Origin of the sequence: Nocardioides sp. NPDC004968, assembly GCF_040608935.1 — a bacterium.
Classification (GTDB): Bacteria; Actinomycetota; Actinomycetes; order Propionibacteriales; family Nocardioidaceae; genus Nocardioides.
Genome location: NZ_JBEXJF010000011.1, coordinates 112,130 through 137,449, shown reverse-complemented (window position 1 = coordinate 137,449; position 25,320 = coordinate 112,130). Strand labels below are relative to the sequence as shown.

The 25,320-nt window shown below is 68.8% G+C and carries 29 protein-coding genes and 1 tRNA gene; 25 read left to right on the top strand and 5 right to left on the bottom strand.

Annotated features, from left to right (window positions below; all coding sequences use genetic code 11):
- The first annotated feature begins 246 nt into the window (after window positions 1-246).
- From ABZU72_RS13855 to ABZU72_RS13840, 4 genes are read left to right on the top strand one after another with little or no spacing between them, the layout of a single operon-like run.
- Window positions 247-1,323 carry a sulfate ABC transporter substrate-binding protein gene (locus ABZU72_RS13855; RefSeq protein WP_355019428.1) on the top strand — a complete coding sequence of 359 codons (1,077 nt, stop codon included), beginning with the start codon at window positions 247-249 and terminating at the stop codon, window positions 1,321-1,323.
- A 7-nt stretch (window positions 1,324-1,330) separates the two neighbouring features.
- A complete protein-coding gene (gene cysT, locus ABZU72_RS13850; RefSeq protein ID WP_355019427.1) occupies window positions 1,331-2,170 on the top strand; it encodes a sulfate ABC transporter permease subunit CysT in 840 nt (279 codons plus the stop codon).
- Window positions 2,163-3,005 (top strand): sulfate ABC transporter permease subunit, encoded by an 843-nt coding sequence (locus ABZU72_RS13845; RefSeq protein ID WP_355019426.1) that lies wholly within the window; start codon window positions 2,163-2,165, stop codon window positions 3,003-3,005. The genes cysT and ABZU72_RS13845 overlap by 8 nt, the downstream gene beginning before the upstream one ends.
- Before the next feature lie 13 nt (window positions 3,006-3,018).
- A complete protein-coding gene (locus ABZU72_RS13840) occupies window positions 3,019-3,990 on the top strand; it encodes a sulfate ABC transporter ATP-binding protein (protein ID WP_355019425.1) in 972 nt (323 codons plus the stop codon).
- Between the two features lie 103 nt (window positions 3,991-4,093).
- Here the strand turns inward: ABZU72_RS13840 and ABZU72_RS13835 are convergent, their stop codons facing one another.
- The 3 genes from ABZU72_RS13835 to ABZU72_RS13825 are packed head-to-tail and all read right to left on the bottom strand — an operon-like array spanning window position 4,094 to window position 5,582.
- Complete coding sequence (locus ABZU72_RS13835; protein WP_091044275.1) at window positions 4,094-4,552, bottom strand: Rrf2 family transcriptional regulator; 459 nt, start codon at window positions 4,550-4,552, stop codon at window positions 4,094-4,096.
- Window positions 4,553-4,591: 39 nt separating this feature from the next.
- A complete protein-coding gene (locus ABZU72_RS13830) occupies window positions 4,592-5,086 on the bottom strand; it encodes an SRPBCC domain-containing protein (RefSeq protein ID WP_355019424.1) in 495 nt (164 codons plus the stop codon).
- Between the two features lie 4 nt (window positions 5,087-5,090).
- On the bottom strand, window positions 5,091-5,582 hold the full coding sequence (locus ABZU72_RS13825; RefSeq protein WP_355019423.1) for a YajQ family cyclic di-GMP-binding protein: 492 nt from the start codon (window positions 5,580-5,582) through the stop codon (window positions 5,091-5,093).
- 134 nt (window positions 5,583-5,716) lie between these two features.
- Here ABZU72_RS13825 and ABZU72_RS13820 point away from each other — a divergent pair.
- From ABZU72_RS13820 to ABZU72_RS13765, 12 genes are all read left to right on the top strand, one after another.
- A tRNA-Tyr gene (locus tag ABZU72_RS13820) sits at window positions 5,717-5,799 on the top strand.
- A 141-nt stretch (window positions 5,800-5,940) separates the two neighbouring features.
- The gene (locus tag ABZU72_RS13815; RefSeq protein ID WP_355019422.1) at window positions 5,941-6,270 is read left to right on the top strand and encodes a nucleoside triphosphate pyrophosphohydrolase family protein; all 330 of its coding nucleotides are present in this window, start codon (window positions 5,941-5,943) and stop codon (window positions 6,268-6,270) included.
- 51 nt (window positions 6,271-6,321) lie between these two features.
- Window positions 6,322-6,732, top strand: a complete 411-nt coding sequence (locus ABZU72_RS13810; RefSeq protein WP_355019421.1) for a TIGR03618 family F420-dependent PPOX class oxidoreductase — start codon at window positions 6,322-6,324, stop codon at window positions 6,730-6,732.
- A gap of 116 nt (window positions 6,733-6,848) precedes the next feature.
- The gene (locus tag ABZU72_RS13805) at window positions 6,849-8,108 is read left to right on the top strand and encodes a sugar ABC transporter substrate-binding protein (RefSeq protein ID WP_355019420.1); all 1,260 of its coding nucleotides are present in this window, start codon (window positions 6,849-6,851) and stop codon (window positions 8,106-8,108) included.
- The gene (locus tag ABZU72_RS13800; protein WP_355019419.1) at window positions 8,105-9,022 is read left to right on the top strand and encodes a sugar ABC transporter permease; all 918 of its coding nucleotides are present in this window, start codon (window positions 8,105-8,107) and stop codon (window positions 9,020-9,022) included. The genes ABZU72_RS13805 and ABZU72_RS13800 overlap by 4 nt, the downstream gene beginning before the upstream one ends.
- The gene (locus tag ABZU72_RS13795; RefSeq protein WP_355019418.1) at window positions 9,019-9,849 is read left to right on the top strand and encodes a carbohydrate ABC transporter permease; all 831 of its coding nucleotides are present in this window, start codon (window positions 9,019-9,021) and stop codon (window positions 9,847-9,849) included. Before ABZU72_RS13800 ends, ABZU72_RS13795 begins: the two co-directional genes overlap by 4 nt.
- Entirely contained in the window at window positions 9,846-10,748 is a 903-nt protein-coding gene (locus ABZU72_RS13790) for a dihydrodipicolinate synthase family protein (RefSeq protein WP_355019417.1), read from the top strand. The genes ABZU72_RS13795 and ABZU72_RS13790 overlap by 4 nt, the downstream gene beginning before the upstream one ends.
- Complete coding sequence (locus tag ABZU72_RS13785) at window positions 10,745-11,431, top strand: FCD domain-containing protein (RefSeq protein WP_355019416.1); 687 nt, start codon at window positions 10,745-10,747, stop codon at window positions 11,429-11,431. The genes ABZU72_RS13790 and ABZU72_RS13785 overlap by 4 nt, the downstream gene beginning before the upstream one ends.
- Window positions 11,432-11,515: 84 nt before the next feature.
- Window positions 11,516-12,730, top strand: coding sequence for a sialidase family protein (locus tag ABZU72_RS13780; RefSeq protein WP_355019415.1), 1,215 nt, complete (start codon window positions 11,516-11,518; stop codon window positions 12,728-12,730).
- Window positions 12,727-13,941 carry a kelch repeat-containing protein gene (locus ABZU72_RS13775; protein WP_355019414.1) on the top strand — a complete coding sequence of 405 codons (1,215 nt, stop codon included), beginning with the start codon at window positions 12,727-12,729 and terminating at the stop codon, window positions 13,939-13,941. Before ABZU72_RS13780 ends, ABZU72_RS13775 begins: the two co-directional genes overlap by 4 nt.
- The gene (locus tag ABZU72_RS13770; RefSeq protein ID WP_355019413.1) at window positions 13,938-14,900 is read left to right on the top strand and encodes a dihydrodipicolinate synthase family protein; all 963 of its coding nucleotides are present in this window, start codon (window positions 13,938-13,940) and stop codon (window positions 14,898-14,900) included. Before ABZU72_RS13775 ends, ABZU72_RS13770 begins: the two co-directional genes overlap by 4 nt.
- 2 nt (window positions 14,901-14,902) lie before the next feature.
- The gene (locus ABZU72_RS13765; RefSeq protein WP_355019412.1) at window positions 14,903-16,099 is read left to right on the top strand and encodes an AGE family epimerase/isomerase; all 1,197 of its coding nucleotides are present in this window, start codon (window positions 14,903-14,905) and stop codon (window positions 16,097-16,099) included.
- 32 nt (window positions 16,100-16,131) lie between these two features.
- On the opposite strand, the gene ABZU72_RS13760 is transcribed toward ABZU72_RS13765, so the two are convergent.
- Window positions 16,132-16,908: a carbonic anhydrase family protein gene (locus tag ABZU72_RS13760; RefSeq protein ID WP_355019411.1), complete on the bottom strand. Its 777-nt coding sequence runs from the start codon at window positions 16,906-16,908 to the stop codon at window positions 16,132-16,134.
- An 89-nt stretch (window positions 16,909-16,997) separates the two neighbouring features.
- The gene (locus ABZU72_RS13755; protein WP_355019410.1) at window positions 16,998-17,765 is read right to left on the bottom strand and encodes an IclR family transcriptional regulator; all 768 of its coding nucleotides are present in this window, start codon (window positions 17,763-17,765) and stop codon (window positions 16,998-17,000) included.
- Window positions 17,766-17,929: 164 nt separating this feature from the next.
- Between ABZU72_RS13755 and aceB the strand changes: the two genes are divergently transcribed.
- From aceB to ABZU72_RS13710, 9 genes are all read left to right on the top strand, one after another.
- The gene (gene aceB / locus ABZU72_RS13750; RefSeq protein ID WP_355019409.1) at window positions 17,930-19,519 is read left to right on the top strand and encodes a malate synthase A; all 1,590 of its coding nucleotides are present in this window, start codon (window positions 17,930-17,932) and stop codon (window positions 19,517-19,519) included.
- Between the two features lie 79 nt (window positions 19,520-19,598).
- Window positions 19,599-20,852, top strand: a complete 1,254-nt coding sequence (locus ABZU72_RS13745; protein WP_355019408.1) for an aldolase/citrate lyase family protein — start codon at window positions 19,599-19,601, stop codon at window positions 20,850-20,852.
- Window positions 20,853-20,905: 53 nt separating this feature from the next.
- Window positions 20,906-21,373: a helix-turn-helix domain-containing protein gene (locus ABZU72_RS13740; RefSeq protein ID WP_355019407.1), complete on the top strand. Its 468-nt coding sequence runs from the start codon at window positions 20,906-20,908 to the stop codon at window positions 21,371-21,373.
- Window positions 21,374-21,475: 102 nt separating this feature from the next.
- Entirely contained in the window at window positions 21,476-21,982 is a 507-nt protein-coding gene (uraD, locus tag ABZU72_RS13735) for a 2-oxo-4-hydroxy-4-carboxy-5-ureidoimidazoline decarboxylase (RefSeq protein WP_355019406.1), read from the top strand.
- Window positions 21,979-22,311, top strand: a complete 333-nt coding sequence (gene uraH / locus ABZU72_RS13730; RefSeq protein WP_355019405.1) for a hydroxyisourate hydrolase — start codon at window positions 21,979-21,981, stop codon at window positions 22,309-22,311. Before uraD ends, uraH begins: the two co-directional genes overlap by 4 nt.
- 1 nt (window position 22,312) lies before the next feature.
- Window positions 22,313-23,233 (top strand): factor-independent urate hydroxylase, encoded by a 921-nt coding sequence (gene pucL / locus ABZU72_RS13725; RefSeq protein ID WP_355019404.1) that lies wholly within the window; start codon window positions 22,313-22,315, stop codon window positions 23,231-23,233.
- A gap of 8 nt (window positions 23,234-23,241) precedes the next feature.
- On the top strand, window positions 23,242-24,654 hold the full coding sequence (locus tag ABZU72_RS13720) for a nucleobase:cation symporter-2 family protein (RefSeq protein WP_355019403.1): 1,413 nt from the start codon (window positions 23,242-23,244) through the stop codon (window positions 24,652-24,654).
- A 90-nt stretch (window positions 24,655-24,744) separates the two neighbouring features.
- Entirely contained in the window at window positions 24,745-24,978 is a 234-nt protein-coding gene (locus ABZU72_RS13715; protein WP_355019402.1) for a ribbon-helix-helix domain-containing protein, read from the top strand.
- Entirely contained in the window at window positions 24,975-25,217 is a 243-nt protein-coding gene (locus tag ABZU72_RS13710) for a hypothetical protein (protein ID WP_355019401.1), read from the top strand. Before ABZU72_RS13715 ends, ABZU72_RS13710 begins: the two co-directional genes overlap by 4 nt.
- Window positions 25,218-25,320: the final 103 nt, after the last annotated feature.

The following is a 25,320-nucleotide window of genomic DNA, read 5'->3' as shown; positions in this document are numbered from 1 at the left end:
CCTCATTCAGGTGACAAACCGAGCCTGGCCAGCATTCCTTGGTGACATTCTTCAACCGTTATCGCGAAGATACGGTGATCTCCCCAGCTGCCATCTCGACCGACCTGAGTGACGTCTCGGCGACTGCGTGCGTCCAAGGAGCGGACCGATCGCGTGTTTTCACATTCAATCGACTAATTCAAGTATTCTCCTCGACATTCGTAACCCGATCGACCTTGACTCGGCAGGGCAGAAGTGAGGAACCAGATGAAGAAGATCAAGGTTGCGGTGGCGTTGGCCGCTGCGAGCATCCTGACCTTGACCGCGTGCGGCGGCTCCGGCGGCGCCAGTGACGCGGAGTCGATCTCCATCGTCGGCTTCGCCGTCCCCGAGACGGCCAACAAGGCGATCGCCAAGGAGTTCAACAAGACCCCCGAGGGCGAGGGCGTCACCTTCCAGACCTCCTACGGCGCCTCGGGCGACCAGAGCCGTGCGGTCGAGTCCGGCCTGAAGGCCGACTATGTCCACCTGTCCGTCGGCACCGACGTACAGCGCCTGGAGAAGGCCGGCCTCGTCGACGCGTCGTGGGACGACGGCGACAACAAGGGCATCGTGTCCAGCTCGGTCGTCGTACTCGGTGTCCGTGAGGGCAACCCGAAGAACATCCAGGGCTGGGAGGACCTCGTCAAGCCCGGGGTCGGCGTGGTCACGGCCAACCCGGCCTCGTCCGGCGCCGCCCGCTGGAACGCGCTGGCCGCGTGGGGCTCCGTGGTGAAGAACGGTGGCACCGAGGAGGAGGGCAAGGCGTACCTCGACAAGCTCTTCAAGAACGTCGTCACCCTGACCAACTCCGGCCGCGACGCCACCACCGCCTTCCTCGGCGGCACCGGCGACGTGCTGCTCGCCTACGAGAACGAGGCGATCCTCGCGGCCCAGCAGGGCGAGGGCTTCGAGTACATCATCCCGGACTCCACCGTCCTCATCGAGAACCCCGGCGCCATCCTCAAGGACTCCTCCAAGCCGTCTCAGGCCTGGCTCGACTTCGTCCTCGACCCGCAGGGCGGTCAGAAGCAGTTCGCGCTGACCGGCTTCCGCCCGGTCAACACCGCCGAGCCCGGCGTCGTCGACTGGGACGCGATCGGCCTCAAGCCGGAGGACATCAAGGGCGCCAAGGACCCGGCTGACCCGTTCCCGGCGCCGAAGCAGCTGCTCACCCTGGAGAACGACTTCGGCGGCCGCGACTGGTCGGGTGTCAAGGAGAAGCTCTTCGGCACCGGTGAGGACGGCGAGGAGCTCGGCATCGTGACCGACTCCATCGCCAAGTCCGGCAAGGCCTCGCAGTAGTCCGGTCATGACGACAACCATCCCTACGGTCCGGCCGGCTGCCCGTCGCAGCCGGCCGGGCAACACTCTGACAAGGACCAGCGGCATCGGGCTCGGTATCACGATGCTTTGGTTCAGCCTGCTCGTCCTCATCCCGCTGGTGGCGGTGATCATCACCGCCTCCAGCGGCGGCTGGTCCGCCTTCGCGAACCAGCTCACCAATGAGCAGACCGCCTCGGCGATCTTGCTGACGATCCGTGCGGCCATCGTGGTCACCCTGATCAACGTCGTCATCGGCACCGTGATCGCCTGGGTCCTGGTCCGTGACAAGTTCTGGGGCAAGGGCCTGCTCGAGGTAATCATCGACATCCCGTTCGCACTGCCGACGATCGTCGCGGGCCTCGTGCTGCTCTCCCTCTACGGCGCCGAGTCGCCCCTCGGCCTGCACTGGGCGAACACGTCGACGTCGGTCTACCTCGCCCTCGCCTTCGTGACGCTGCCCTTCGTCGTACGCATGGTGCAGCCCGTCCTCGAGGAGCTCGACACCGACGTGGAGGAGGCCGCGGCCTCACTGGGGGCGTCCCGGTTCACCACGTTCTGGCGGATCATCCTGCCGTCGCTGGCCCCGGCCATCGCGGCGGGCGCGGCGCTCTCCTTCGCGCGCGGGATGGGGGAGTACGGCTCCCTGGTCCTGCTCTCGGGCAACCTGCCGTTCAAGTCCGAGGTCGCCTCGGTGCGGATCCTGTCCGCGATCGAGAACGACAACCCGGAGGGCGCGGCGGCGATCGCGGCGATGCTGCTGGGCGTCTCTCTCCTCGTCATCGTCGTCCTCGACCTGGTCCAGAGGAGGATGGTCCGCCGTGGCTGAGACCCGTCGTGCTCCGCGCACACCACTGACGTACGTCCTCCGCGTCATCGTCGTCGCCTACCTCGGGCTCCTGGTGGCCTGGCCGGTGGTCCTGGTCGCCTGGAACGCCTTCTACGTGCCCGATGTCGGGTTCACGACCGAGGCGTTCACCGCGATCTTCAACGACCCGCAGATGATGCACGCGATCCAGCTGACCTGCGTGGCCGCAGTGGTCGCGACGCTGATCAACCTGCTCTTCGGCGTCTCGATCTCGCTGCTGCTGGTGCGTACCGAATTTCCTGGCAAGCGCCTCCTGAGCGCGATGATCGACCTGCCGCTGTCGGTCTCGCCGATCGTCGTGGGCCTGGCGCTCGTGCTGGTCTACGGCGGCCGCGACGGCTGGTTCGGGCCGACGCTCGAGTCGGCCGGGATCCAGATCATCTTCTCGACGCCCGGCATCATCATGGCGACCGCGTTCGTCTCGCTTCCGCTGGTGATCCGTGAGGTCATCCCGGTGCTGGAGGAGATCGGCACCGAGCAGGAGCAGGCCGCCGCGTCGCTCGGCGCGAGCGGCTGGCAGACGTTCTGGCGGATCACGCTCCCGGGCATCAAGTGGGCCGTCATCTACGGCGTCGTGCTCACCCTGGCCCGCTCGCTCGGCGAGTTTGGCGCGGTCAAGGTCGTCTCCGGCAACGTGCTCGGCCAGACCCGTACCGCCACCCTCGCGGTCGAGGAGAAGTACCTCAACTTCGACCAGCAGGGCGCGTACGCCGTCGCCTTCCTCCTCGCCAGCGTCTCGGTCATCTGCATCCTCATCGTCTTCGTGCTGCGCGCCCGCGGTGCGCGCGTGCGGTGAAAGGACACATCCCATGAGCATCGAAGTAAGTGGTGTCAACAAGCGTTACGGCGACTTCGTCGCGCTGGAGGACATCAACCTGACCATCCCCACCGGGCAGCTGACCGCCCTGCTGGGGCCCTCCGGCGGCGGCAAGACCACGCTGCTGCGGGTCATCGCCGGGCTGGAGACACCCGACACCGGGTCGGTTGTGATCGAGGGCAAGGACGCGACCTCGCTGCCGGTTCAGAAGCGCAACGTCGGCTTCGTCTTCCAGCACTACGCCGCGTTCAAGCACCTCTCGGTGGCTCGCAACGTCGCCTTTGGTCTGGAGATTCGCAAGCGCCCCAAGGCGGAGGTCGCGAAGAAGGTCTCGGAGCTTCTGGAGCTCGTCCACCTCTCGCAGTTCGCCAACCGGCTGCCCTCGCAGCTCTCCGGCGGCCAGCGGCAGCGGATGGCGCTGGCCCGGGCGCTGGCGATCGAGCCGTCCGTGCTGCTGCTCGACGAGCCCTTCGGCGCCCTGGACGCGAAGGTACGCAAGGAGCTGCGCGACTGGCTGCGACGCCTCCACGACGAGGTGCACGTGACCACCGTCTTCGTGACCCACGACCAGGAGGAGGCCCTCGAGGTCGCCGACGAGATCGTGGTCGTCAACCAGGGCGGCATCGAGCAGATCGGCACCCCCGAGCAGCTCTACGACGAGCCCGCCAACGACTTCGTGATGTCGTTCCTCGGCGACGTCACCACCCTGGGCGGTTCCCTGATCCGGCCCCATGACGTCGAGGTCACCCCCTCGCCGATCTCCGAGCACTCACTCGAGGGCACCGTCTCGCGCGTCCTGCGGATCGGGTTCGAGGTGCGCCTCACCGTCCTCACCGACGACGGTGAGGTCGTGACCGCCGAGCTGACGCGTACGCATGCCCGGGCTCTGCAGCTCGAGGAGGGCGTCAACGTCTTCGTCACGCCGTCGCCCGGGGCTTATACGATGCCGGCGCCTGCGGCGTAGCGGCGGGACGGGATACCCGGTTAACCGGTGAAACTGGCACTTCTCAGGTGTTGCAATGCCAGAGAAGTGCAGGAATACCCGGTTAACCGGGTATCCCAACGGCTCAGTGAGGCAGCCAGGCCTCGTCGCGCGCGGTGCGGGTGGTGACCTCGTCGGGCAGTTCACGAGAGGCGAGCTCGGCGATCGAGACCTTCTCGAAGACCTCGCGCAGCGAGTCGCGGGCGGCGATCCACACGTGCTGGAGGACATCGGCGCGCTCGTTGTAGGTGACACCCTCCGGACGCAGCCCGTAGACCGAGACCAGCGGACCGTCGACGGCGCGGATCACGTCGGCGACGGACACGTCCGATGCCTTGCGGGCCAGGCGCCAACCGCCTGACTGGCCGCGCTGTGAGATGACGACGCCGGCCTTGCGGAGGTCGGCGAGGATCGCCTGCAGGAATCCGTGAGGGATCTCCTGGGCGCGGCCGAGCTCTTCGGCGCTGACAGCTTTTCCGTCCTCGCGCGCGGCCATCTCGATGAGGGCGCGGAGGGCGTAGTCGGACTTGGCAGATACTCGCACGGCCACATTCTTGCAGATGAATGCAGAATTTCGCTCAATCTAGTGGTCAAGTCCACTTTCATTCACGAGCGTCTCGGATCGCACCTTGAGAGCTGCGGCATGCCGCCGGAACCCGTCCGCAACCCGCTCGGGTCCGGCCAGCCCGACCAGCGGACCGGAGAACTCCTCGACGGTCTCGTAACACGTCGGCCCGCCGGGTCGCTGGGTCAGCCGCTGGTGACGTACGCCCCGCACCAGGCCGAGCCGCGCCGGCCAGCCCTCATAGACATAGGCCAGGTACGCAACCCCGACCCCGTCCGCGCCGACTACCGGCGCCTCGAGCGCCGAGATCCGCTCCGGCGAGCGCGCACGGCCGCCGTTCGCCCAGGTCACATGCAGCACGATCGGGTTGCCCACCGCCGCCGGCTGCGCGGTCTCGGCCCACACGACGAACGGGTTCCAGGCGGCGTACGCCTCGGTCTCGACCATCACCCGCCACACCACGTCGATCGGAGCGTCGATCTCGATCGAGGCTCGCGGGTGCTCGTAGGCCACGAGTTCAGCGGTAGTTGATGAACTGCACCGCGAAGTCGTAGTCCTGGCCCTTGACCAGCGAGATCACGTTCTGCAGGTCGTCGCGCTTCTTGGAGGAGACGCGGAGTTCGTCGCCCTGGATCTGCGCCTTGACGCCCTTGGGCCCCTCGTCGCGGATCAGCTTGGAGATCTTCTTCGCGTCCTCGGAGGAGATGCCCTCCTTGAGGGTGATCGAGATCTTCGACTGCTGCCCCGACTGGCGCGGCTCGCTCGCGTCGAGGATCTTGAGCGACTGCTTGCGCTTGATCAGCTTGTCCTGGAAGACCGAGAGCACCGCGCTCGCGCGGTCGTCGGCGGACGCCGAGATCTCGATCCCCTGCTCACCGCTCCACTCGATGGTCGCGTTGGTGCCCTTGAAGTCGAACCGCGTCGAGACCTCCCGTGCGGTCTGGCTCAGCGCGTTGTCGACCTCCTGGCGGTCGATCTTGCTCACGATGTCGAACGACGAGTCCGCCATGACTCTCTCCTCTAGATTCTGACCAAGTCTGTGGTGTCTCACCCTAGGACCTCGTCCCGTTTTCGTACGCCGCCAGGCCCTGCGCTATTGTTTCTTGCTGTCGCGATCCCCTTTGCGGGAGCGCGCGCGATCCCGGCAGATTGCCCGAGCGGCCAATGGGAGCGGACTGTAAATCCGTCGGCTTTTGCCTTCGAAGGTTCGAATCCTTCATCTGCCACGCCTGGGAGAACACCCCTGGTGACCAGCACAAACACTGGCCGCCAGGGGTGTTTCGCGTATCCGACCGTATCCGTGACTGAGGTCTCCGGCGGCCCGCCGTGCAGCGGCGGTGGGGCGGGAGGCGCGATAGGTTCTGGTGATGGATATGAACGCCTACCAGCAGGCAGCGCTGCGCACCGCGGGGTCGAAGGGCACGCCCAACGAGGTGTTCCATCTGCTGCTGGGGCTGGTCGGCGAGACGGGCGAGATCGCCGAGAAGGCGAAGAAGATCATTCGGGACCACGACAGCGACTTCGCCCAGTGGGACCTCGATGATCTCGCCAAGGAGCTCGGCGACACACTGTGGTACCTGGCAGTCCTCGCTGACCACTTCGGGCTTCCGCTCGCGGACGTTGCAGAGCTCAACATCAAGAAGCTCGCCGATCGTCAGCAGCGCGACGCCATCGGTGGCAGTGGCGACAACCGCTGACCCACCGATAGGGCCGTGGCAGCCACGGTCCTGGTTCACGAAGGAGCACCCATGACAGTCGACGCACCGTCCCCCGCGGAGAATGACGAGTTCTGGCGAGAGCGTCGGGTCTCCTTCCTGACCACGAGCCGGCCGGACGGCAGCCCGCACCTCGTCCCGGTGGGGGTGACGTTCGATCCCGAGGCCGGCATCGCGCGCGTCATCAGCAGCGCGGGCAGCAAGAAGGTCCGGAACGTACGCGCAGCCGGGGCCGGCGCGCAGGCGGCGGTCAGCCAGGTGGACGGGCGTCGTTGGTGCACGCTGGAGGGCACGGCGGTGGTCAAGGACGACGCGGAGTCGGTGGCCGAGGCCGAGCGGCGGTACGCCGAGCGTTACCGGCAGCCCCGTCCCAACCCGGAGCGTGTGGTCATCGAGATCACCGTGACCCGGGTGTTGGGCAACGTACGTCCATCGGGTTGGTGAGCGCCGACAGGGCATGAAAGCCCCCTCCGGGGAAGAGCGTCGTCGTTTCCCTTGCGAGTTATCAGATATCTGACTACTGTGATCGGCATCACATCACCCCCACTTCGGAGGACGTCATGATCCGAACCCGCACGAACGTCGTCGGCCGCACCGCCGTTGGCGGTCTCATCTCCATGCTGGCCATCTCGCTCACGGCTTGTGGCGCGCTGGGCGGCGAGTCCGAGTCGAACTCCTCGGACGGAACGGTCACGGTCTGGCAGTACTACGGCGATGAGCAGATGCCGACCGGCAAGCCTCTCTACGACGCACTCGAGGCGTACGACGCTCAGAACGACGATGTGAAGGTGAAGATCCGGTTCATCCCCTTCGAGGACTTCAACCGGACCCTGCAGCAGGGTGCGGCCGCGGGAGAGGGCCCAGACGTCGCCCTGATCAACGCCTTCGACACCCAGCAGATGGCCGAGGCGGGCGTGATCGAGGACATCAGCGACCAGGTCGAGGAGTGGGGTGAGCAGGACGCTTACTACCCCACGAGCTGGGAGACCACGCAGGTCGGCGGCAAGACGTACGGCATCCCGCACGTCGCGGACGACTACGCGCTCTACTACAACAAGGACGTCTTCGAGGCGGCCGGAGTGCAGCCTCCCAAGACCTGGGACGAGATGGAGAGCACCGCCGCGACCTTGGCAAAGGAAGTCAAGTACGGCCTGGCCGTCTCCGGGCGCGAGGGCGCCGAGGGCGCCACCGGGATCCTGCTCCGCCAGCTCGCGGCCGGCGGAGATCTCAAGACGTTCGGCGACGGGACCGGCGCCGCGGCGCTGGAGTCCTTCAAGCGGATGGTCGACAACGGCGGGCTCTCGAAGGGGTTCCTGACCTGGCTCGAGGACGACGCCAAGACCCAGTTCGCGGGCGGCAGCGCCGCGATGATGATCAACTCGGCGACCTACGTGAACATCCTGCGTGACGAGGTGCCGGACCTGAACTGGGGCGTGGTGCCGCTGCCGAAGGACGAGGTCACGAAGAGCTTCCTGTCGGCGGAGAACCTCACCATCGGCGCGGGCAGCGGAGACCCGGACGCTGCCTGGGACCTCATCGCCCACCTGCAGGAGCAGCCGGTTCTGGAGGAGTACCTCCCGGCCCGCAACAAGCTGCCTGCCCGCGACGACGTTCCCAAGGCGGTCGAGGACCCTATCCGCAAGACCTTCGCCGACCAGCTCGAGAACGCCTGGGCGCCCGAGGGAGACGTCGCGACGCACTCCAACGAGTCGCTGACCGCGATCCAGGAAGCCCTGCAGGCCACCATCAGCGGCAGCAGCAGCCCGGCCGACGCCGCTACGGCGGCGCAGGCCAAGATCGACGGCGCTCTCGGGTCGTGAGCTCCCTCGCTCGGACGACAGTCCGGCCGGGGCAGCGACGGCCGAATCTCGCGCCGTACCTCTTCCTCGCCCCGGCGGTGGTCTTCGTCGTCCTCACCGTCGTCTACCCGTTGATCTACAACATCCTGCAGAGCTTCTTCGACGTCGGCCTGCGTGAGGTCGTCCAGGGCGGCGCCACCTGGGTCGGGCTCGACAACTATCGAGACCAGCTCGGGCGCCCCGAGTTCTGGCACGCAGTCGTCGTCTCGCTGGTCTACTCCATCGGCACGGTGATGATCGCGTTCGCGGTCGGGCTGGGCCTGGCGCTGCTGTTCCATCGTGAGTTCCGGGGCCGCAACGTCCTACGCGCGCTGCTGCTGCTGGCCTGGATCCTGCCCACGGTTGTCAGCGCCAACGTCTGGCGCTGGCTGCTCGATGGCAGCTATGGACTGCTCAACGCTGCGCTCAGCGGCCTGGGACTGCTCGATCGCGACCTGTTCTGGCTCGGAGAGCCGAACCCCGCGCTGCTTGCGGTGACCGTGGCGACGGCCTGGAGCTTCGCGCCGTTCGCGATGATCCTGCTGGCCGCCGGGCTCCAGGGCATCTCGCCGACCTACTACGAGGCAGCCCGCATCGACGGTGCCTCCGCATGGCAGCAGTTCCGCTCGCTGACCTTCCCTTTGCTGAGGCCGGTCAGCCTGACGGTCACGCTGCTGATCTTCATCTTCACCTTCAAGACCTTCGACACGATCTTCCTGATGACCGGCGGAGGTCCCGGCAACGCAACCGAGACGCTGCCGGTGTACGCCTACAACGAAGCATTCGAGTTCTCCCGGTTCGACACCGCGGCGGTGGCGACCACGGTGCTGATGGTGATCTCCATCGCGCTCGCGCTGGTCTACTTCCGTGCCCTCCGGAGCGAGGAGGGCGCATGAGCGCCGTCTCCCGGCACCGGCTGCTGGCGTTCGCAGCCGTGCTCATCACGGCCATCTACCTGATCCCCGTCTACTGGATGCTCAACACATCCTTCAAGGGCGCGGAGGACATCTTCGCGACGCCGCCGGACCTGCTTCCGCTCCCCCCGACCACCGGCTCGTACGCGCGTGCGGTCTTCTCCGACGGGGACATCGCCCGCGGGCTCCTGAACAGCGGCATCATCGCGGTCGGCACGACCGTGGTCACGCTGCTGGTCGCCCTACCGGCGGCGTACGCCTTGGCCAGGCTGAAGGTGCGCTTCGTCTCGGCGTTCCTGATGCTTTTCCTGGCAGTGCAGATGGTGCCGTCGGTCAACCTGGCGTTGCCGATGTTCGTGCTCTTCAGCGGCGCCGGACTGGTGAACAGCTACGCCGGCCTCATCATCGCCAACTGCTCGCTCGCCGTGCCACTGGCGATCACCATCCTGCGACCCTATTTCCTCGCCATCCCCGAGGAGATCGTCGAGGCCGCCAAGATCGACGGCTGCAACGAGCTCACCGCGTTCTGGCGGGTGGCTGTCCCGGTCAGTACGCCGGGCATCATCACGGTCGGGGCGGTGAGCTTCCTGCAGGCCTGGGGCGAGTTCGTCTTCGGGCTCGCGCTGGCCCCGGACGAGAAGTACCAGCCGGTCACGGTCGTGCTTGCCGGCATCACCAACGCATTCGGAACCAAGTGGAACGACCTGATGGCGGTGTCAGCGATCATCGCGCTGCCCGTGATCGTCCTGTTCATCTTCCTCCAGCGCTACATCGTGGCTGGACTGACCGAAGGAGCGACGAAGAGTTGAGTCGATTGGAAATCTGGGCGGCGACACCGACGCCCTTCGACCCGGACGGTCGTCTCGATCTCTCGGTCGTCCCCGCGCAGGCCGAGCACCTGCGAAACTCCGGGGTGTTCGGCGCATTCGTGGCAGGCACCACCGGCGAGTACCCGTCTCTGACCACCGAGGAGCGGCGCACGCTCCTCGAGGCCTGGGCGGCCGTACGGCCCGAGGGGTTCGGGCTCGCCGCCCAAGTCGGTTCCAACGACCTGGCCCAAGCAGCCGAGCTCGCGGCGCATGCCGCCGACCACGGTGTCGACTTCGTGGCTGCGACCGCTCCGTTCTATGGCGAGGCGCCGCGCGTCGAGCTGGTCGTCGACCACCTCGCCCGGATCGCGGCGGCCGCCGGCGAGACGCCGCTGTGCTACTACCACATCCCGAGCATGACCGGCTCGACCCATCTGCCAGCCGATGTCGTCACCGCCGCCCGGGAGCGGATTCCCACCCTGGCCGGGGTGAAGTTCACCGACGAGGACCTCATCGAGTGCGACCGCACCCGCGCAACCGGGGTCAGGGTCTTCTTCGGTCGCGACGAGCTCCTCCCCGCCGGCCTGGCTATCGGCGTGGAGGCGGTGATCGGCAGTCTCTACAACGGGCTCGGGCCGGTCGCGCACCGGGTCGTCGAGGCGTACGACTCGGGAGAGCCTGAGCGTGCCTACGAGCTGCACCGACCCTTCCGTGAGATCGCGGCCGTCGCCGGCCGTCACGGAGGGCTCGGCTTCGTCAAGGAGCTGATGAACCGACTCGGCCCGAACACGGGCGCGCCGCGTACGCCGTGGGGTCCGTTGGACGCGACGGCCATCGCCGAGGCGGACGCCCTCGCCGACCGACTGCGGGTCGCCGTCGAGCAGGCCGGGCAGTCGTGAAGCACGGTTCCATCTACCGCGAGGCCCAGGTCCGGCTGCGCGACTTCATCCGAGAGCACGGCCTGCGGCCCGGCGACCGGCTTCCGCCAGAGGCCGTGCTGGCCGCCGAGCTCGAGGTCAGCCGCCTCTCGCTGCGGGAGGCATCGCGAAGCCTGCAGACCCTCGGCGTGATCGAGGCCCGGCCCGGCAACGGGCTCTACGTCGCCGCGTTCTCCTTCCGGCCGGTGATCGAGCAGCTGCCCTACGGGCTGGCCGAGCCGGGCGCCTCGCTGGAAGAGCTGCTCACCGCCCGCGAGGCCATGGAGGCCGGGCTGATGCCGGCCGTGTGCCGGCTGCGGGACGAAGAGGAGGAAGCACTGTCCCGGTGTGCCGACCTGGCCACCGAGATGAGCGAGCGGGAACAGCGCGGCGAGAGCTTCGCCGACGTCGATCGGGAGTTCCACCTCTCGCTCTACCAGACCCTCGGCAATCCGTTGGTCGAGAACCTGATCGAGCTGTTCTGGGAGCTCTTCGTCCGGGTGGGCGACGCCATCCCGGGAAGTCCCGAGCGCAACCGCGGCGAGGCTCACCTCGCGATCGTGCGTGCCCTGCAGGCAGGGGACGCCGAGCTCGCCACGGCCCGAATGTTCGAGCACTTCGACGACGTACGCGTCCGGGCGCGGCTACTGCAGGACCGCGCCTGAGCTGCGGAAGGACCATCAGGATCAGCGTCATCCAACGACAACGACACGACAACGTCATCGACGTCGAGAGAGAAGGAACGCATCATGAGGAACCTCCATCACGCAGCCGTGGTCGCCGCTGCGGCGACCATGGCCACCCCGCTGCTCGTCAACGCGGACACTGCCCGGGCCGGCACCCCCACAGCCGACCCGGAGTCGTCCAGCTGCCCCGGATCGGTCCCGTTCGTCTCCGGTGACGGCGGCTACGCCGTCTACCGCATCCCAGCAGTCGTCCGGGCCGCCGACGGGGCGGTCGTCGCCTTCGCCGAAGCGCGCGAGTCCAGCTCCGATGCGGGCTCGATCGACCTCGTACGGCGCCGGTCGGTCGATGGTGGCTGCACGTGGGGCCCGCAGGCGGTCGTCGCCGACCAGGCTGAGAACACCATCGGAAACCCTGCGCCGGTGGTCGACCCCAGGACCGGGGACCTGGTCCTGCTCAGCACCCGCAACGCCGGCACCGCCAGCGAGGCCGAGATCCTCCGTGGCGAGGTGCCGGCTGAGGACAGTCGGCGGGTGTTCGTGCAGCGCAGCACCGACGACGGACGTACGTTCTCGCCACTGGAGGAGATCACCGCCACCACGAAGCTCCCGGACTGGCGGTGGTACGCGACAGGGCCGGGCCACGCGGTGGCCGTGATCGGTGGCGAGCACAACGGGCGGCTCGTGGTCCCGGCCAACCACTCGAGCGCGCCCCCGGCCGGTTCGGCCGACACCGGTGCCGAGGCCAAGTACTACGGCGCGCACAGCCTGCTCAGCGACGACGGTGGCCGCACCTGGCGGATCGGCTTCGACGACAGCACCTTCGACGGCGAGCTCAACACCAACGAGTCGATCGCTACCCAGTTGCGCGACGGCAGCCTCTACTTCAACACCCGAGACCAGAACGGGAGCTCGCCGGCCACCCGTGCCGACGCCGTTTCCGTCAACGGGGGTGAGTCGCTGGTGACGCCGTACGCCGCCGAGCCTGGCTTGGTGGGCCCTGTCGTCCAGGGCAGCGTGCTCCAGGTGCGCGGCGGCGATTGGCCGCTGGTGTACTCCGGTCCGAGCAACCCGACCCGGCGTGCCGGGATGGCGCTGCGGGTCAGCGAAGACGCGGGTGACACCTGGGAGAACCGTCTCACCGTGTCGACCGACCCGGCTGCGTACTCCGACCTGGTGCAGCTCCCCGGCCGCCAGCTCGGGCTCCTCTACGAGACCGGCACCAGCGGCGCCAACGAGACCATCACGTTCCGCCGCATCCCGGTCGGCGAGCTGCGATGACCACGCGCCGCGCGCTGCTCGCCGGGGCTGCCGGTGCCGTCGGCGCCGTTGGTGCCAGCGGTCTGGGCCTGACCTCCCCGACCCGTGCCGCGGCCGTGGGACGGGCCGGCGGTCCCGACGCCGGCACCGCCGGCTGGGAGCGTCTGCCTGATCTACCGCCCAACCGCACGGACTGGGCCGAGGAGATACCGGTCGGGGAGGGGTACTGGCGCCAGGTCGGCCTCGCCGGGCCGGTCGCCGGCGCCCACGGCGATCACCTGATCGTCGCGGGTGGAGCCAACTTCCCCGAGCCTGGCCGCACCGCTGGGCGCGATCCGGTGCTGGGCAAGGTCTACTGGAACGACGCGTTCGTGCTGCACCGGTCCGGCGAGGCGTACAACTGGCTCGATCTGCCGCTGACCCTGCCCGACGCGGTCGCCTACGCCGCGTGCCTGAGCACGCCTCGGGGCGTCCTCGTGATCGGTGGCGAGGGGTTCCGCGGTGGACCGAACGGTGCCGCGCGAGCCACCACGGAGAAGTTCGCCGACGTCTATCTCCTCCGCTTCGATCCCGTGGCCGAGGCGCTCGTACGCGACGACCTGCCGTCTCTGCCGCGACCGCTCTCCTATGGTGCCGCCGCGATGGTCGGTACGACCGCGTACGTCGCCGAGGGCGAGTCGTTCTATGCGCTGGACCTCGCCGCCCCGGACTCCGGCTGGAGGACGTTGCCGACCTGGCCGGGTGGGCCGCGAACCGTCGCGGTGGCGGCCTCAGACGGTCGCCGGTTCTACCTGATCTCCGGGCGCAACCAGCAGCCGGACGGCTCGTGGACGCTGCACACCGACGCGTACTCCTTCGACCCCCGTGACGGCAGCTGGTCCCGCCTCGCCGACCTGCCGCGATGCGTCATGGCCGGTGTCGGGGTCGGTGATCGCCGCGGGATCACGGTGTACGCCGGTGACGGCGACGTCGAGCGGTGGGACCTCATCCAGGAGCACACCGCGGCTGGGAATGCCGACGTGGTGGCGTGGTTCCAGGACCACCACACCGGGTTCAACACCGATGTGCTGCGCTACGACCTGCGTACCGGTCGTTGGTCGGCGGTCGACCGGTTCCCCGGCGCCTCGCAGGTGACAACGCCGGCGGTGGAGTGGGATGGCGCCCTCGTCATCGCGAGCGGGGAGGTCCGGCCCGGGGTGCGCACCCCCGTGATCTGGCGGGTGCGCCGATGACTCTGTCGGCGGCGACCCTGCGGGGGGTGTGGGGTTCGGTCCTGCTGCCGCTCCGGGCCGGCGACGACATCGACTGGGCGCGGCTCGAGGCCGAGATCCTTACGTTAGCGGCGTCCCCGCTGCACGGCGTCTACGCGCACGGGACGGCGGGAGAGCTGCACCTGCTGCTGGACGATGAGGCCGATCGGGTGTGCCGGATGCTCGCGACCGCGTGCGCGGCGACGGGCAAGGCCTTCCAGCTTGGCGCCAGCCATCCCGTTCCGCAGGTCACGCTGGAGCGGATCGTTCGCACCCGCGACCTGAGGCCGTCGGCATACCAGGTCGCACTGCCGGACTGGCTACCGCTCACCGACGACGAATGCGTCGCCTTCGTGACCAGAGTCGCCGCGGCCGCTGCGCCGATCCCGCTCGTGCTCTACAACCCTGGCGGCGCCACCACGACGCTCACGCCAAGGCTCCTCGGCCGACTCCTCGACGAGACACCGTCGCTGATCGGCGTCAAGGTGCCCGGCGGTGACGACGCGTGGTGGGACGAGTTGCGCACGCTCGGCGTGCTCGAGCGCTGCGCGGTGTTCGTCCCCGGCCACCAGCTCGCGTCCGGTCTGGCCCGCGGTGCAGGCGGCAGCTACTCCAACATCGCGGGGCTCTCCCCGGCGGGCGCCGTGCGCTGGTATGACCTGATGACCGCCGATCGGGCGATGGCAGGTGACCTCGAGCGCCGGATCGGTGAATGGTTCACCCGGCACATCCTCCCGCTCCAGCGCGCCGGCATCTCCGACCCCGCGCTCGACAAGCTGCTCGCGGCCGTCGGCGGCTGGGCCGACATCGGTCTGCGGGTTCGCTGGCCTTACCTGCCGGCGCCTGACTCGGCGGTGGCCGTAGCCCGCGACGACGCGTACGCCCTGTTGCCGGAGCTCTTCCCGGCCCTCCCCGCCGACACCACCCCGAAGGGAGCATGATCATGTCCCGACCCATTCCCGGCTCCCGGCCCTGGCGCGAGCAGCAGCTCGACTCCGTGCTGAGGTTCGCGCGCCGCTCGGCGCTGACCGACGGCGGCTTCGGACGGCTCGACGCAGCCGGCGACGTCCAGGCGGAGCGCGGGCTCGAGCTGTGGATCAACGCCCGGATGACGTACGTCTTCGCGATCGCCTCGATGCGCGAGGGCACCGTCGACCCGCTGGCCGAGCATGGCGTCCGAGCGCTGCGCGATCTCTTCGAAGATCCCGAGCACGGCGGCTGGTTCGCCGCCGTGACCTCTGATCGCCGGCCGGCCGAGACCCGCAAGGGCTGCTACGAGCACGCCTTCGTCGTTCTGGCCGCGTCGGCCGCCCGGATCGCCGGAGTCCCGGGAGCCGCCGAACTGCTCGACGAGGCGCTCGTCGTCCACGAGCGGTGGTTCTGGGACGAACGGGCCGGCCGCTGCCGCGAAGCGTGGGACGCGGGGTGGACGACGGTCGAGGCGTACCGCGGGGTCAACAGCAACATGCACACCGTCGAGGCCTACCTGACCGCCTCCGACGCCACCGGTGACCAGCGCTGGCGCCATCGGGCGCTGCGCATCTGCGAGCAGGTCGTCGCCGGGGCTCGGGCCAACGACTGGCGGCTGCCCGAGCACTTCGACGCCGAGTGGCGGGTCCTCCTCGACTACAACGCCAGTGCCCCGGCTGACCCGTTCCGGCCCTATGGTGCGACGCCGGGCCACGGGCTCGAGTGGTCGCGCCTGCTGATCGGGCTCGAAGGTGCGCTCGACGACCCGCCCGCATGGCTGGTCGAGGCGGCCACGGAGCTCTACAGGCGAGCAGTACGCGACGGCTCCCTGGGCGACACGATCGTCTACACCACGGACTGGGCGGGTGAGCCGGTGACTCGTGAGCGCTTCCACTGGGTGATGGCCGAGGCGGTCGCGGCCGCCGATGCCCTGGCGCGGCGTACCGACGGTGCTGTTGGTGCGGCCGACCTCGACCGGTGGTGGCGCGCGATCGAGAACCACTTCGTCGACCACGAGCACGGTAGCTGGCACCACGAGCTCGACGACGCCCTGAAGGTCTCCGGGCGCACCTGGCCGGACAAGCCGGACGCGTACCACGCCGTCAACGCGCTGCTGCTTCCCGACGCTCCGCTTGCCCCGACGCTCGCCTGGACCCTTGCGGACGGCTGACTCCGGCCGGCCAACGCTCACCGGGACACGCATCAGCGGTCGGTGAGGACGACGCGGTCGTTGATGTCCTGGACGTCGCGGCGGTTGCCGGTCGGGAACATGGTGCGGAACCGGTCGATCTGGCGGGGCGAGGCGGTGATGGGGTCGGTGAGCATGACCCACTGGACGTGCTCGGTGTACGGCGCGGTCGTGAGGGAGCCGTCGTAGCGGTAGGACGTGTGTCGGCGGGGCAGGAGGGCGCCGACGTCGATGTGGCCGACGTGGTCGGCGGTCGAGCACTCGGAGACCAGGTGGTCGTAGAGGCTGCCGAGGGTCGGGTTGGTGGGGCCCGGGCGGACCCAGACGCCGACGACGAGGGTGTGGCCGGAGGCGTCCTGGTGCACGAAGTGCATCTCGATCGGGTAGTCCCGGGCGGAGAGCAGATGCTCGCTCGGGGTGTGCCAGTGGAACTGCACCAGGCCGTACGTCACGCCGCCCATCTCGAGCGAGCCGACGCCGGGCGGGAGCTCGGCGCGTACGGTCTCCTCGTCGCCGCGGACGGTGCAGCCATCGGGCTCGTCGGCGTCCTCGCGGATGTACTTCATCGTGACGGTCGCGTCGTGGGGATAGTGGACGTGCAGGGCTGGCAGGTGCGCCTGCTGGCTGCCGCCGCGGTAGATGCGGATGGGGCTCTGGTGCGGTGTGGGGTGCGGTGGGCCGGCGGAGGTCGCGGATGCGGCCGCTGACGAGGACAGAGCGGTGAGCCCAGCGATGGCGACTGCGCTCTGGAGCAGGGCGCGACGGTTCAGCCCGACGGTGGTGCGCAACATGGAGATCTCCCGAGATCTACCGGGTCGATGTGACCCGTGGACATCAATACGTACCACGAACAGCGGTCGGCGACACGCTCGGGCGCAGGTCAGGCCAGGTCGGCGGCGAGCTGCTTGCCGGCCTCGGTGAGCAGCGGGACGGCGCGCTCGATGAGCTCGTCGCTCATCCGGCCGGTGGGTCCGCTGATCGACATCGCCAGGCGCGGGGCGTAGTCGGGGACGGCGACGGCGACGCAGCGTACGCCTGCCTCCTGCTCGCCCTCGTCGATGGCGTAGCGGCGCTCGCGGACCTGCTTGAGCTGGTCGAGGTAGTCATCGCGCGAGGTGATCGTTGTCGAGGTGTAGGGGACCATGTCGGTGCGCCGGAGGATGTCGCGGACCTGGTCGGGAGCCATGTCGGCGAGGATGGCCTTGCCGACGGCGGTGCAGTGCGGGGACACCCGGCGGCCGACCTCGGTGAACATACGCATCGACTGGCGCGACTCGGTGTGGGCGACGTAGACGATCTGGTCGCCGTCGAGCATCGCCAGGTTCGCCGACTCGCCGACCTCGTCGACGAGCCGGGTGAGGTGCGGGCGGGCCCAGGTGCTGAGCATGCGCGAGGAGCTCTCGCCGAGCCGGATCAGCTTGGGGCCGAGGACGTACTGTCGGTTGGCCTCCTGGCGGAGGTAGCCCAGGTCGACGAGGGTGCGCACCAGCCGGTGGATGGTCGGCAGCGGCAGGCCGGAAGCCGCGGCGAGCTGGGAGAGCCCCATGGTCCCGCCGGCGTCGGCCATCGTCTCCAGCAGCGCGAAGGCGCGCTCGATCGACTGCACGGCCCCGGTGCGTGCCTTCGGCGCCTTCTCGTTCTCGCTCACCTGAGCTCCCCGATCTATGGGTACTGTCTTCCGGATGACGGAAGTCTAGCGTCGTGTAGAGGAAATCCGGCTGGTTGCGTCCCTTGTCTGGCCGGATTAATATCCGCAATGCGGAAAGAGAAATCCAGTCAAAGGAAAACTGTAGCCCTGGAAGGGTGGAGCTCGTGAACATTCAGATCACCGGTGGCGAGGTCGAGCGAGGAGACGAGATCCTCACCCCTGAGGCCCTCGACTTCGTCGCGGATCTGCAGCGACGGTTCGGTGCCCGCCGTGACGAGCTCCTGGCCGCCCGCCGAGTGCGCCGCGAGGAGGTCGCCCGCACCGGCCGGCTCGACTTCCTGCCCGAGACGGCCGACGTACGCGCCGGCGACTGGACCGTGGCTCCGGTCCCCGACGACCTCCAGGACCGCCGCGTCGAGATCACCGGCCCGACGGACCGGAAGATGACGATCAACGCCCTCAACTCCGGGGCGCGGGTCTGGCTGGCCGACATGGAGGACGCCAGCACGCCGCACTGGAGCAACGTGGTCGGCGGTCAGGTGAACCTGTACGACGCCGTGCGGCGGCAGATCTCGGCGATGTCCCCGCAGGGCAAGCTCTACGAGCTCAAGCAGGAAGAGCGGTTGGCCACGATCGTGATGCGCCCGCGCGGCTGGCACTTCGACGACCAGCACGTCGTGGTCGACGGCACGCCGGTCGTCGGCGCTCTGGTCGACTTCGGGCTCTACTTCTTCCACAACGCCCGCGAGCTCGTGGAGCGCGGGAGCGGGCCGTACTTCTATCTCCCCAAGATGGAGAGCCATCTCGAGGCGCGGCTGTGGAACGACGTGTTCACCTTCGCCCAGGCCGAGCTCGGGATCCCGCACGGCACCGTGCGCGCGACCGTTCTCATCGAGACGATCCCGGCGGCGTTCGAGATGGACGAGATCCTCTACGAGCTGCGCGACCACGCCTCGGGGCTCAACGCGGGCCGCTGGGACTACCTGTTCAGCCTGATCAAGTACTTCCGCGACGCCGGGCCCTCGTTCGTGCTGCCCGACCGGGCGACGGTGGGGATGACGTCGCCGTTCATGCGTGCGTACGCCCAGCTCCTGGTGAAGACCTGCCACCGCCGCAACGCCCACGCGATCGGCGGCATGGCCGCCTTCATCCCGAGCCGCCGGGACCAGGAGGTCAACGCCGTCGCCTTCGCCAAGGTCCGTGAGGACAAGGAGCGCGAGGCCGGCGACGGGTTCGACGGCTCGTGGGTTGCCCACCCTGACCTGGTCCCCATCTGTCGCGAGATCTTCGACGGTGCTCTCGGTGACCGGCCGAACCAGGTCGACCGGCAGCGCGACGATGTCGAGGTGCGCGCCGAGGACCTCCTCGACGTAGCCTCCGCAGGCGGCACGATCACCCTTGCCGGGCTGCACGACAACGTCGAGGTCTCGCTGGTCTACCTCGACGCCTGGCTCCGTGGCGCCGGCGCCGTCGCCATCCACAACCTGATGGAGGACGCCGCCACGGTCGAGATCTCCCGCTCGCAGATCTGGCAGTGGGTGCACAACGAGTCGAAGCTCGACGACGGGACCCAAGTGACCGCAGAGCTCGTACGCCGGGTCCTGGACGAGGAGATGGCCAAGCTGTTCGCAGCGGCCGACGGGATCGAGCACCGTCTGGAGCAGGCCCGCACCATCTTCGAGGAGGTCGCGCTCGCCGACGACTACGTCGACTTCCTCACCCTGCCGGCCTATGAGCAGGTGGTGGGGGTATGAGCGAGCGTCAGCGAGTGAACCATCGAGACTTCATGCGACCGCGTCCGTACTCTGGCGCTTGCGCTACGGAGGTGGTCGCATGAGCCACCTCGAAGATCTCGTCAACCGGCTCGACCGGGCGCTCGCCGGCGCCGATGCCGCGCTGGCTGCGAGCTATCCGGGGGATCGTGGCGTACGTCAGCCGGTGCACACCGTCTACGTCCCGGGCGACCGCTACTCCGACAAGACGGTGGCCGAGTGGTCCGCCGAGTCCGGTCAGGTGCTGGCTGAGTTCGGGGGTTCGGTGGCGGAGGTCGCCGAGGCGTTCGACCTGAGCCCCGACCTGGCAGACCAGATCTACGATCGGGTGACGGCCAAGCTGGCCGCCGAGCCGATCGAGGACCTTCGGATCGACTTCGAGGACGGCTACGGGGACCGGCCCGACGAGGACGAGGATGCCGCCGTGGTGGCGGCCGCTCGGGCGCTCGCCGCCACCGTCCGTGACGGCTCCGCGACGCCGTTCCACGGCATCCGGATCAAGTCGTTCGAGGCCCCGACGCGACACCGCGGGCTGCGTACGCTCGACCTCTTCCTCGGCGAGCTCGTCCGAGAGGGCGGGCTCGGTGACGGCTTCGTGATCACGCTGCCCAAGGTGACCTCCGTCGAGCAGGTCACCGCGATGGTCACCGCCCTGGACGCGCTCGAGGCGGTTCACGGCATCGGGGCCGAAAGTCTTCGGTTCGAGATCCAGGTCGAGACGCCGCAGGCGATCCTCGGCTCCGACGGCACCGCGCTGATCGCGCGGATGATCGCCGCCGGCGCCGGCCGCGTCACCGGCCTGCACTACGGGACCTACGACTACTCCGCCTCGCTCGGGGTCGCGGCCGCTTTCCAGAGCATGGAGCACCCGGTCGCCGACCACGCCAAGGACGTGATGCAGGTGGCGGCCGCCGGCACCGGCGTCTTCGTCTCGGACGGCTCGACCAACGTGCTTCCGGTCGGGGACCCCGATGCGGTACGCGCGGCGTGGCGGCTCCACTCACGCCTGGTGAGCCGGTCGCTGGCCCGCGGGATCTACCAGGGCTGGGATCTGCATCCGGCCCAGCTCCCCAGCCGCTACATCGCGACCTACGCGTTCTTCCGAGAAGGGCTCGAGGTCGCCTCGGCCCGCCTGCGGGCGTACGTCCACGGCGGTGACTCCAGCTATCTCGACGAGCCCGCCACCGCTGCCGCGCTCGCTGCGTTCGTGCTGCGTGGGGTGGAGTGCGGTGCCGTCGCGGCCGACGAGGTCGAGACGCTCGCCGGGATCGACCAGGCCAAGCTGGCCGAGCTGGCTCGCCGGCGGATCGGCTGACGCCAGCTGTTTCATTGCGTCGGACATGGCGGCAGGCTGGGTAGCCTGCCGCCATGCGCGTCGAAGCCGAGTTCACCACCGAACCGTTCCGTGGCGAGGGCGAGCCTCCCGAGCATGCGACGGCGGCGCTCGCGGCCGCCCGCGAGGCCGGTCTGGAGTGTGACTTCGGGCCGTTGGGTACGTCGGTGCGCGGCGAGCGGGACGCTGTCCTGGCCACGCTGGCCGAGGTGGTGGCCGCGGGCCTGGACCACGGCGCCGACCAGATCACCTTCCAGGTCCGGGTCGAGGGACACAGCGCACCGCGGCGTACTGCCAGCGGGTTGGACGCGTTGCTCGCCGAGGTCGCGGAGAGTCTCGGTGGCGACCTGGCGGCCTTGGACCGCCAGGGGAAGCAGCGCGCCGTGCGACTGCTGGAGGAGCGCGGCGCCTTCGACTACCGCAAGAGCGCGGAGATCGTGGCGGCGGCGCTCGGCGTCACCCGCTTCACGGTCTACAACTACCTGAACCGCGAACGGGAGTAGTCTTCCCAGACTTTTCAACAAACTGTTGACTGTGACGAGAGACACATGCAATCGTTGTTGCTGTACGGAAATTAGTTTCCGCATAGCGAGAGAGAACGGTTCATGGATCTCCAGAACTTCAACACCTCACCGGCGGACGTCGTACGGCCCGTGCTGCAGGCCTGCTGCGACGCTCCGAGCTGGGTCGCCGCGGTCCTGGCCGGGCGCCCCTACGCCGACGAGGCCGACGTCGTCCGGGCCGCCGACGAGGCGGCCCGACGGTTCACCGCGGCCGACGTCGACCAGGCGCTGGCCGCCCACCCCAGGATCGGGGAGCGCGCCGAGGGCGAGCACGCCGAAGCCGCCTGGTCACGGCGCGAGCAGGCCGCGGTCGCCACCGACCAGGCCACGGCGCAGGCCCTCGCCGAGGGCAATCGGGCCTACGAGGAGCGCTTCGGCCGGGTCTTCATGATCTGCGCCTCGGGACTCTCGGCCGACCAGGTCCTGGCCTCCCTCCGCGACCGGCTCGGTCACGAGCACGACGAGGAGGCGGCCGCGGTCGCCGACGAGCTGCGCCGGATCGCGCTGCTCCGCCTCGAGCGGGTCCTCACCGCCGAGGTCTCCGCATGACCAGCGCCATCACCACCCACGTGCTCGACACCGCGCTCGGCCGCCCGGCCGCCGGTGTCCCGGTCCGGCTCAGCCGGATCGACGATTCAGACCATGTCCTCGCCGACGCCGTCACCGACGACGACGGCCGGGCGACCGACCTGGGACCCGATCAGGTCCCGGCCGGCACCTATCAGCTCCGGTTCGGCACCGCCGCCTACTACGCGGCGACCGGTCAGGAGTGCTTCTACCCGCAGGTCTCCGTCACCTTCGCGGTCACCGACCGGCGGCACCACCACGTGCCACTTCTGCTGAGCCCGTTCGCCTACTCCACCTACCGAGGGAGCTGACATGTCCATTCGTCACGGTGCCATTCGTCTTGGCCCAAACCAGTACGGCAAGGCCGAGAACCGCGTCGTACGCATCTACCGCGACACTCCTCGCCACCAGATCCGCGACCTCAACGTCTCCACATCGCTGCGAGGCAGCTTCGACGACGCCCACACCAGCGGCGACCAGCAGGACGTACTGCCGACCGACACCCAGAAGAACACGGTCTTCGCCTACGCGAAGGAGATCGGCGTCGCCTCGATCGAGGAGTTCGCGCTGGCTCTGGCCGACCGCTATCTGGAGGCCTGCCCGGCCGCCGAGGGCGCCCGGGTCGAGATCGACGAGTACGCCTGGGACCGGATCCAGGTCGACGGAGCGGGACACGACCACTCCTTCGTCCGCTCGGGTGGCGGCGTACGGACCACCGTGGTGAATGTCGACGGCCGTGGTGAGGACCGGGTCGCCCATGTGGTGTCCGGCATCAAGGACTTGGTCGTGCTCAAGTCGACCGGCTCGGAGTTCCACGGCTTCCTCAAGGACGAATACACGACCCTGCAGGAGACCACCGACCGGATCCTGGCGACCTCGCTCGTCGCCCGCTGGCGTTATTCCGGAACAGAGGTGGACTGGGACAAGGCGTACGACTCCATCCGGGCCCTGCTGCTGCAGCGGTTCGCGGAGATCCACAGTCTCGCGCTGCAGCAGACCCTCCATGGGATGGGCACCTCGGTGCTCGAGCAGCACGGCGATGTCGCCGAGATCAAGTTCTCCGCGCCCAACAAGCACCACTTCCTCTCCGACCTCTCGCCCTTCGGCCTGGACAACCCCGGCGAGGTCTTCTTCGCCGCGGACCGGCCCTACGGCCTGATCGAAGCCTCGGTCGTACGCGACGAGGCCCCCGATGCCGGCAACGCCTGGCACGCCATCCCCGGATTCTGCTGAGGCCGGCCATGTTAGGTCGCAGGAGGCAGGCCACCGCGCCGATCACGACCCGACCTGAGGACGAGCGGCATCCGCCGGGCCAGCTCCTCGCCTACGGCACGCAGCACATCCTGACGATGTACGGCGGCGTGATCGCGCCGCCGCTCATCGTCGGGGGTGCCGCGGGCCTGTCGGGCACGGACCTGGCGCTGCTGGTGACCGCGGGCCTTTTCGTGTCGGGCTTCGCCACGCTGCTGCAGACGCTCGGCCTCGGGCCCTTCGGCAGCCGGCTGCCGATCGTGCAGGGCATCTCGTTCGCCAGCGTCTCGACGATGGTCACCATCGCCAGCGAGGACGGGCTGCGCCCGGTCTTCGGCGCGATCATCGTCGCCGGCCTGATCGGACTGGTGCTCTCCTCGTTCTTCGCCCAGCTGGTCAGGCTCTTCCCGGCGGTCGTCACCGGCACGATCATCACGGTCATCGGCCTCTCGCTGATGCCGGTGGCGTTCCGGTGGGCGATGGGCAACGACGCGGCGGCGCCGGGCTACGGGTCGATGACCAACATCGCGTACGCCGGCCTGACCCTGCTCATCATCCTGGTGATCAGCCGGGTGTTCCAGGGTGCGATCTCACGTCTTTCGATCCTCATCGGAATCGTCGTCGGGACGGTGATCGCGACGGTTGCCGGCCGGGCCGACTTCTCCTCGGTGGGCGAATCCGATCTGGTCGCGCTCCCGCCGGTCCTGCACTTCGGTGGCCCGACCTTCGAGGTCGGGGCGATCGTCTCCATGACGATCGTGGTGCTGGTGATCATGACCGAGACGACCGCCGACATCCTGGCGATCGGCGAGATCGTGGAGACCGACGTGGACACCAAGCGCGTCGCCCGCGGCCTCCGTGCCGACATGGCCGCCACGACGGTCGCCCCGCTGTTCGGCACGTTCCCGTGCAGCGCGTTCGCGCAGAACGTCGGGCTGGTGGCTCTCACCGGAGTCCGGAGCCGGTACGTCGTCGCCACCGGCGGCCTCGTGCTGTTGCTCCTCGGGCTGCTGCCGGTGGTGGGAGCGGTCGTGGCCGCGATCCCGTATCCCGTGCTCGGTGGTGCCGGGATCGTTCTGTTCGGCTCGGTCGCCGCGAGCGGGATCCGCACCCTGTCGCGCGTCGACTACGAGGACAACCTCAACATGGTGATCGTCTCCGTGGCGATCGCCGTCGGGATCCTGCCGATCGCGGCACCGACCTTCTGGGACGCCTTCCCGGAGTGGCTCGGGGTCATCATGCACTCCGGCATCAGCGCCACCGCCCTGGTCGCCGTCGTGCTCAACCTGCTGTTCAACGAGATCACCGTCGGCAACCGCTCCGGTGCCTCGGTCTTCGCCGCCTCCCAGGACTCTCGTGAGGGTTTCGGCGACCGGCTCGACGACGACATCGAGCGATCGTGATCGGCTGAGGATTGCCGTACGTCGCAGCGCCCGCCCTGGTAGACGGGGCGGGCGCTACCGCTATCCCGATTTTCGTCATACGATTTCCTTATGGGCACTGACGAGCAGATCCAGAAGTGGGCGGATGAGGCCGAGGCGGGTTACGACGTCGAGGAACTGAAGCGTCGCGGGCGCGGTCGCCCGGGGCGGGGCGCCGAGCCGATGCAGGTCGTCGCCGTCCGTCTCACCGCCGAGGAGCTCGAAGCCTTGGATGCGCTGGCCGAACGAGAGCACTTGTCCCGATCCGAGGCGATCAGGCGTGCCCTGGCCGGTTACGCCGCGTGAAAGTCCATCCCAGCGCGCTCAAGCATGGGGTGGCGCATGAGGACGCGGTACAGGCGGCTGACTGGTCGCAGTGGATCGAGCCTCTCGAGGAAGACGACTGGCCACACCGTGAACTGCGCCTCGGCTTCGACACCCGGGCGCGCCTGCTCGAGACAGTTGTGCTGATCTTCGAAAGTGGCGACGAGATGGTCATCCACGCGATGCCGGCCCGAAAGCAGTACTGGGACTTGCTGCCCTGAGCAGGTTGCCTGCTTGTCTGCTGAGGAATGCCGTACGTCGCAGCGCCCGCCCCCGTCGGGGCGGGCGTTACCGCTCTCCGGAGGTCGAGTCGGCCCGTTGTCA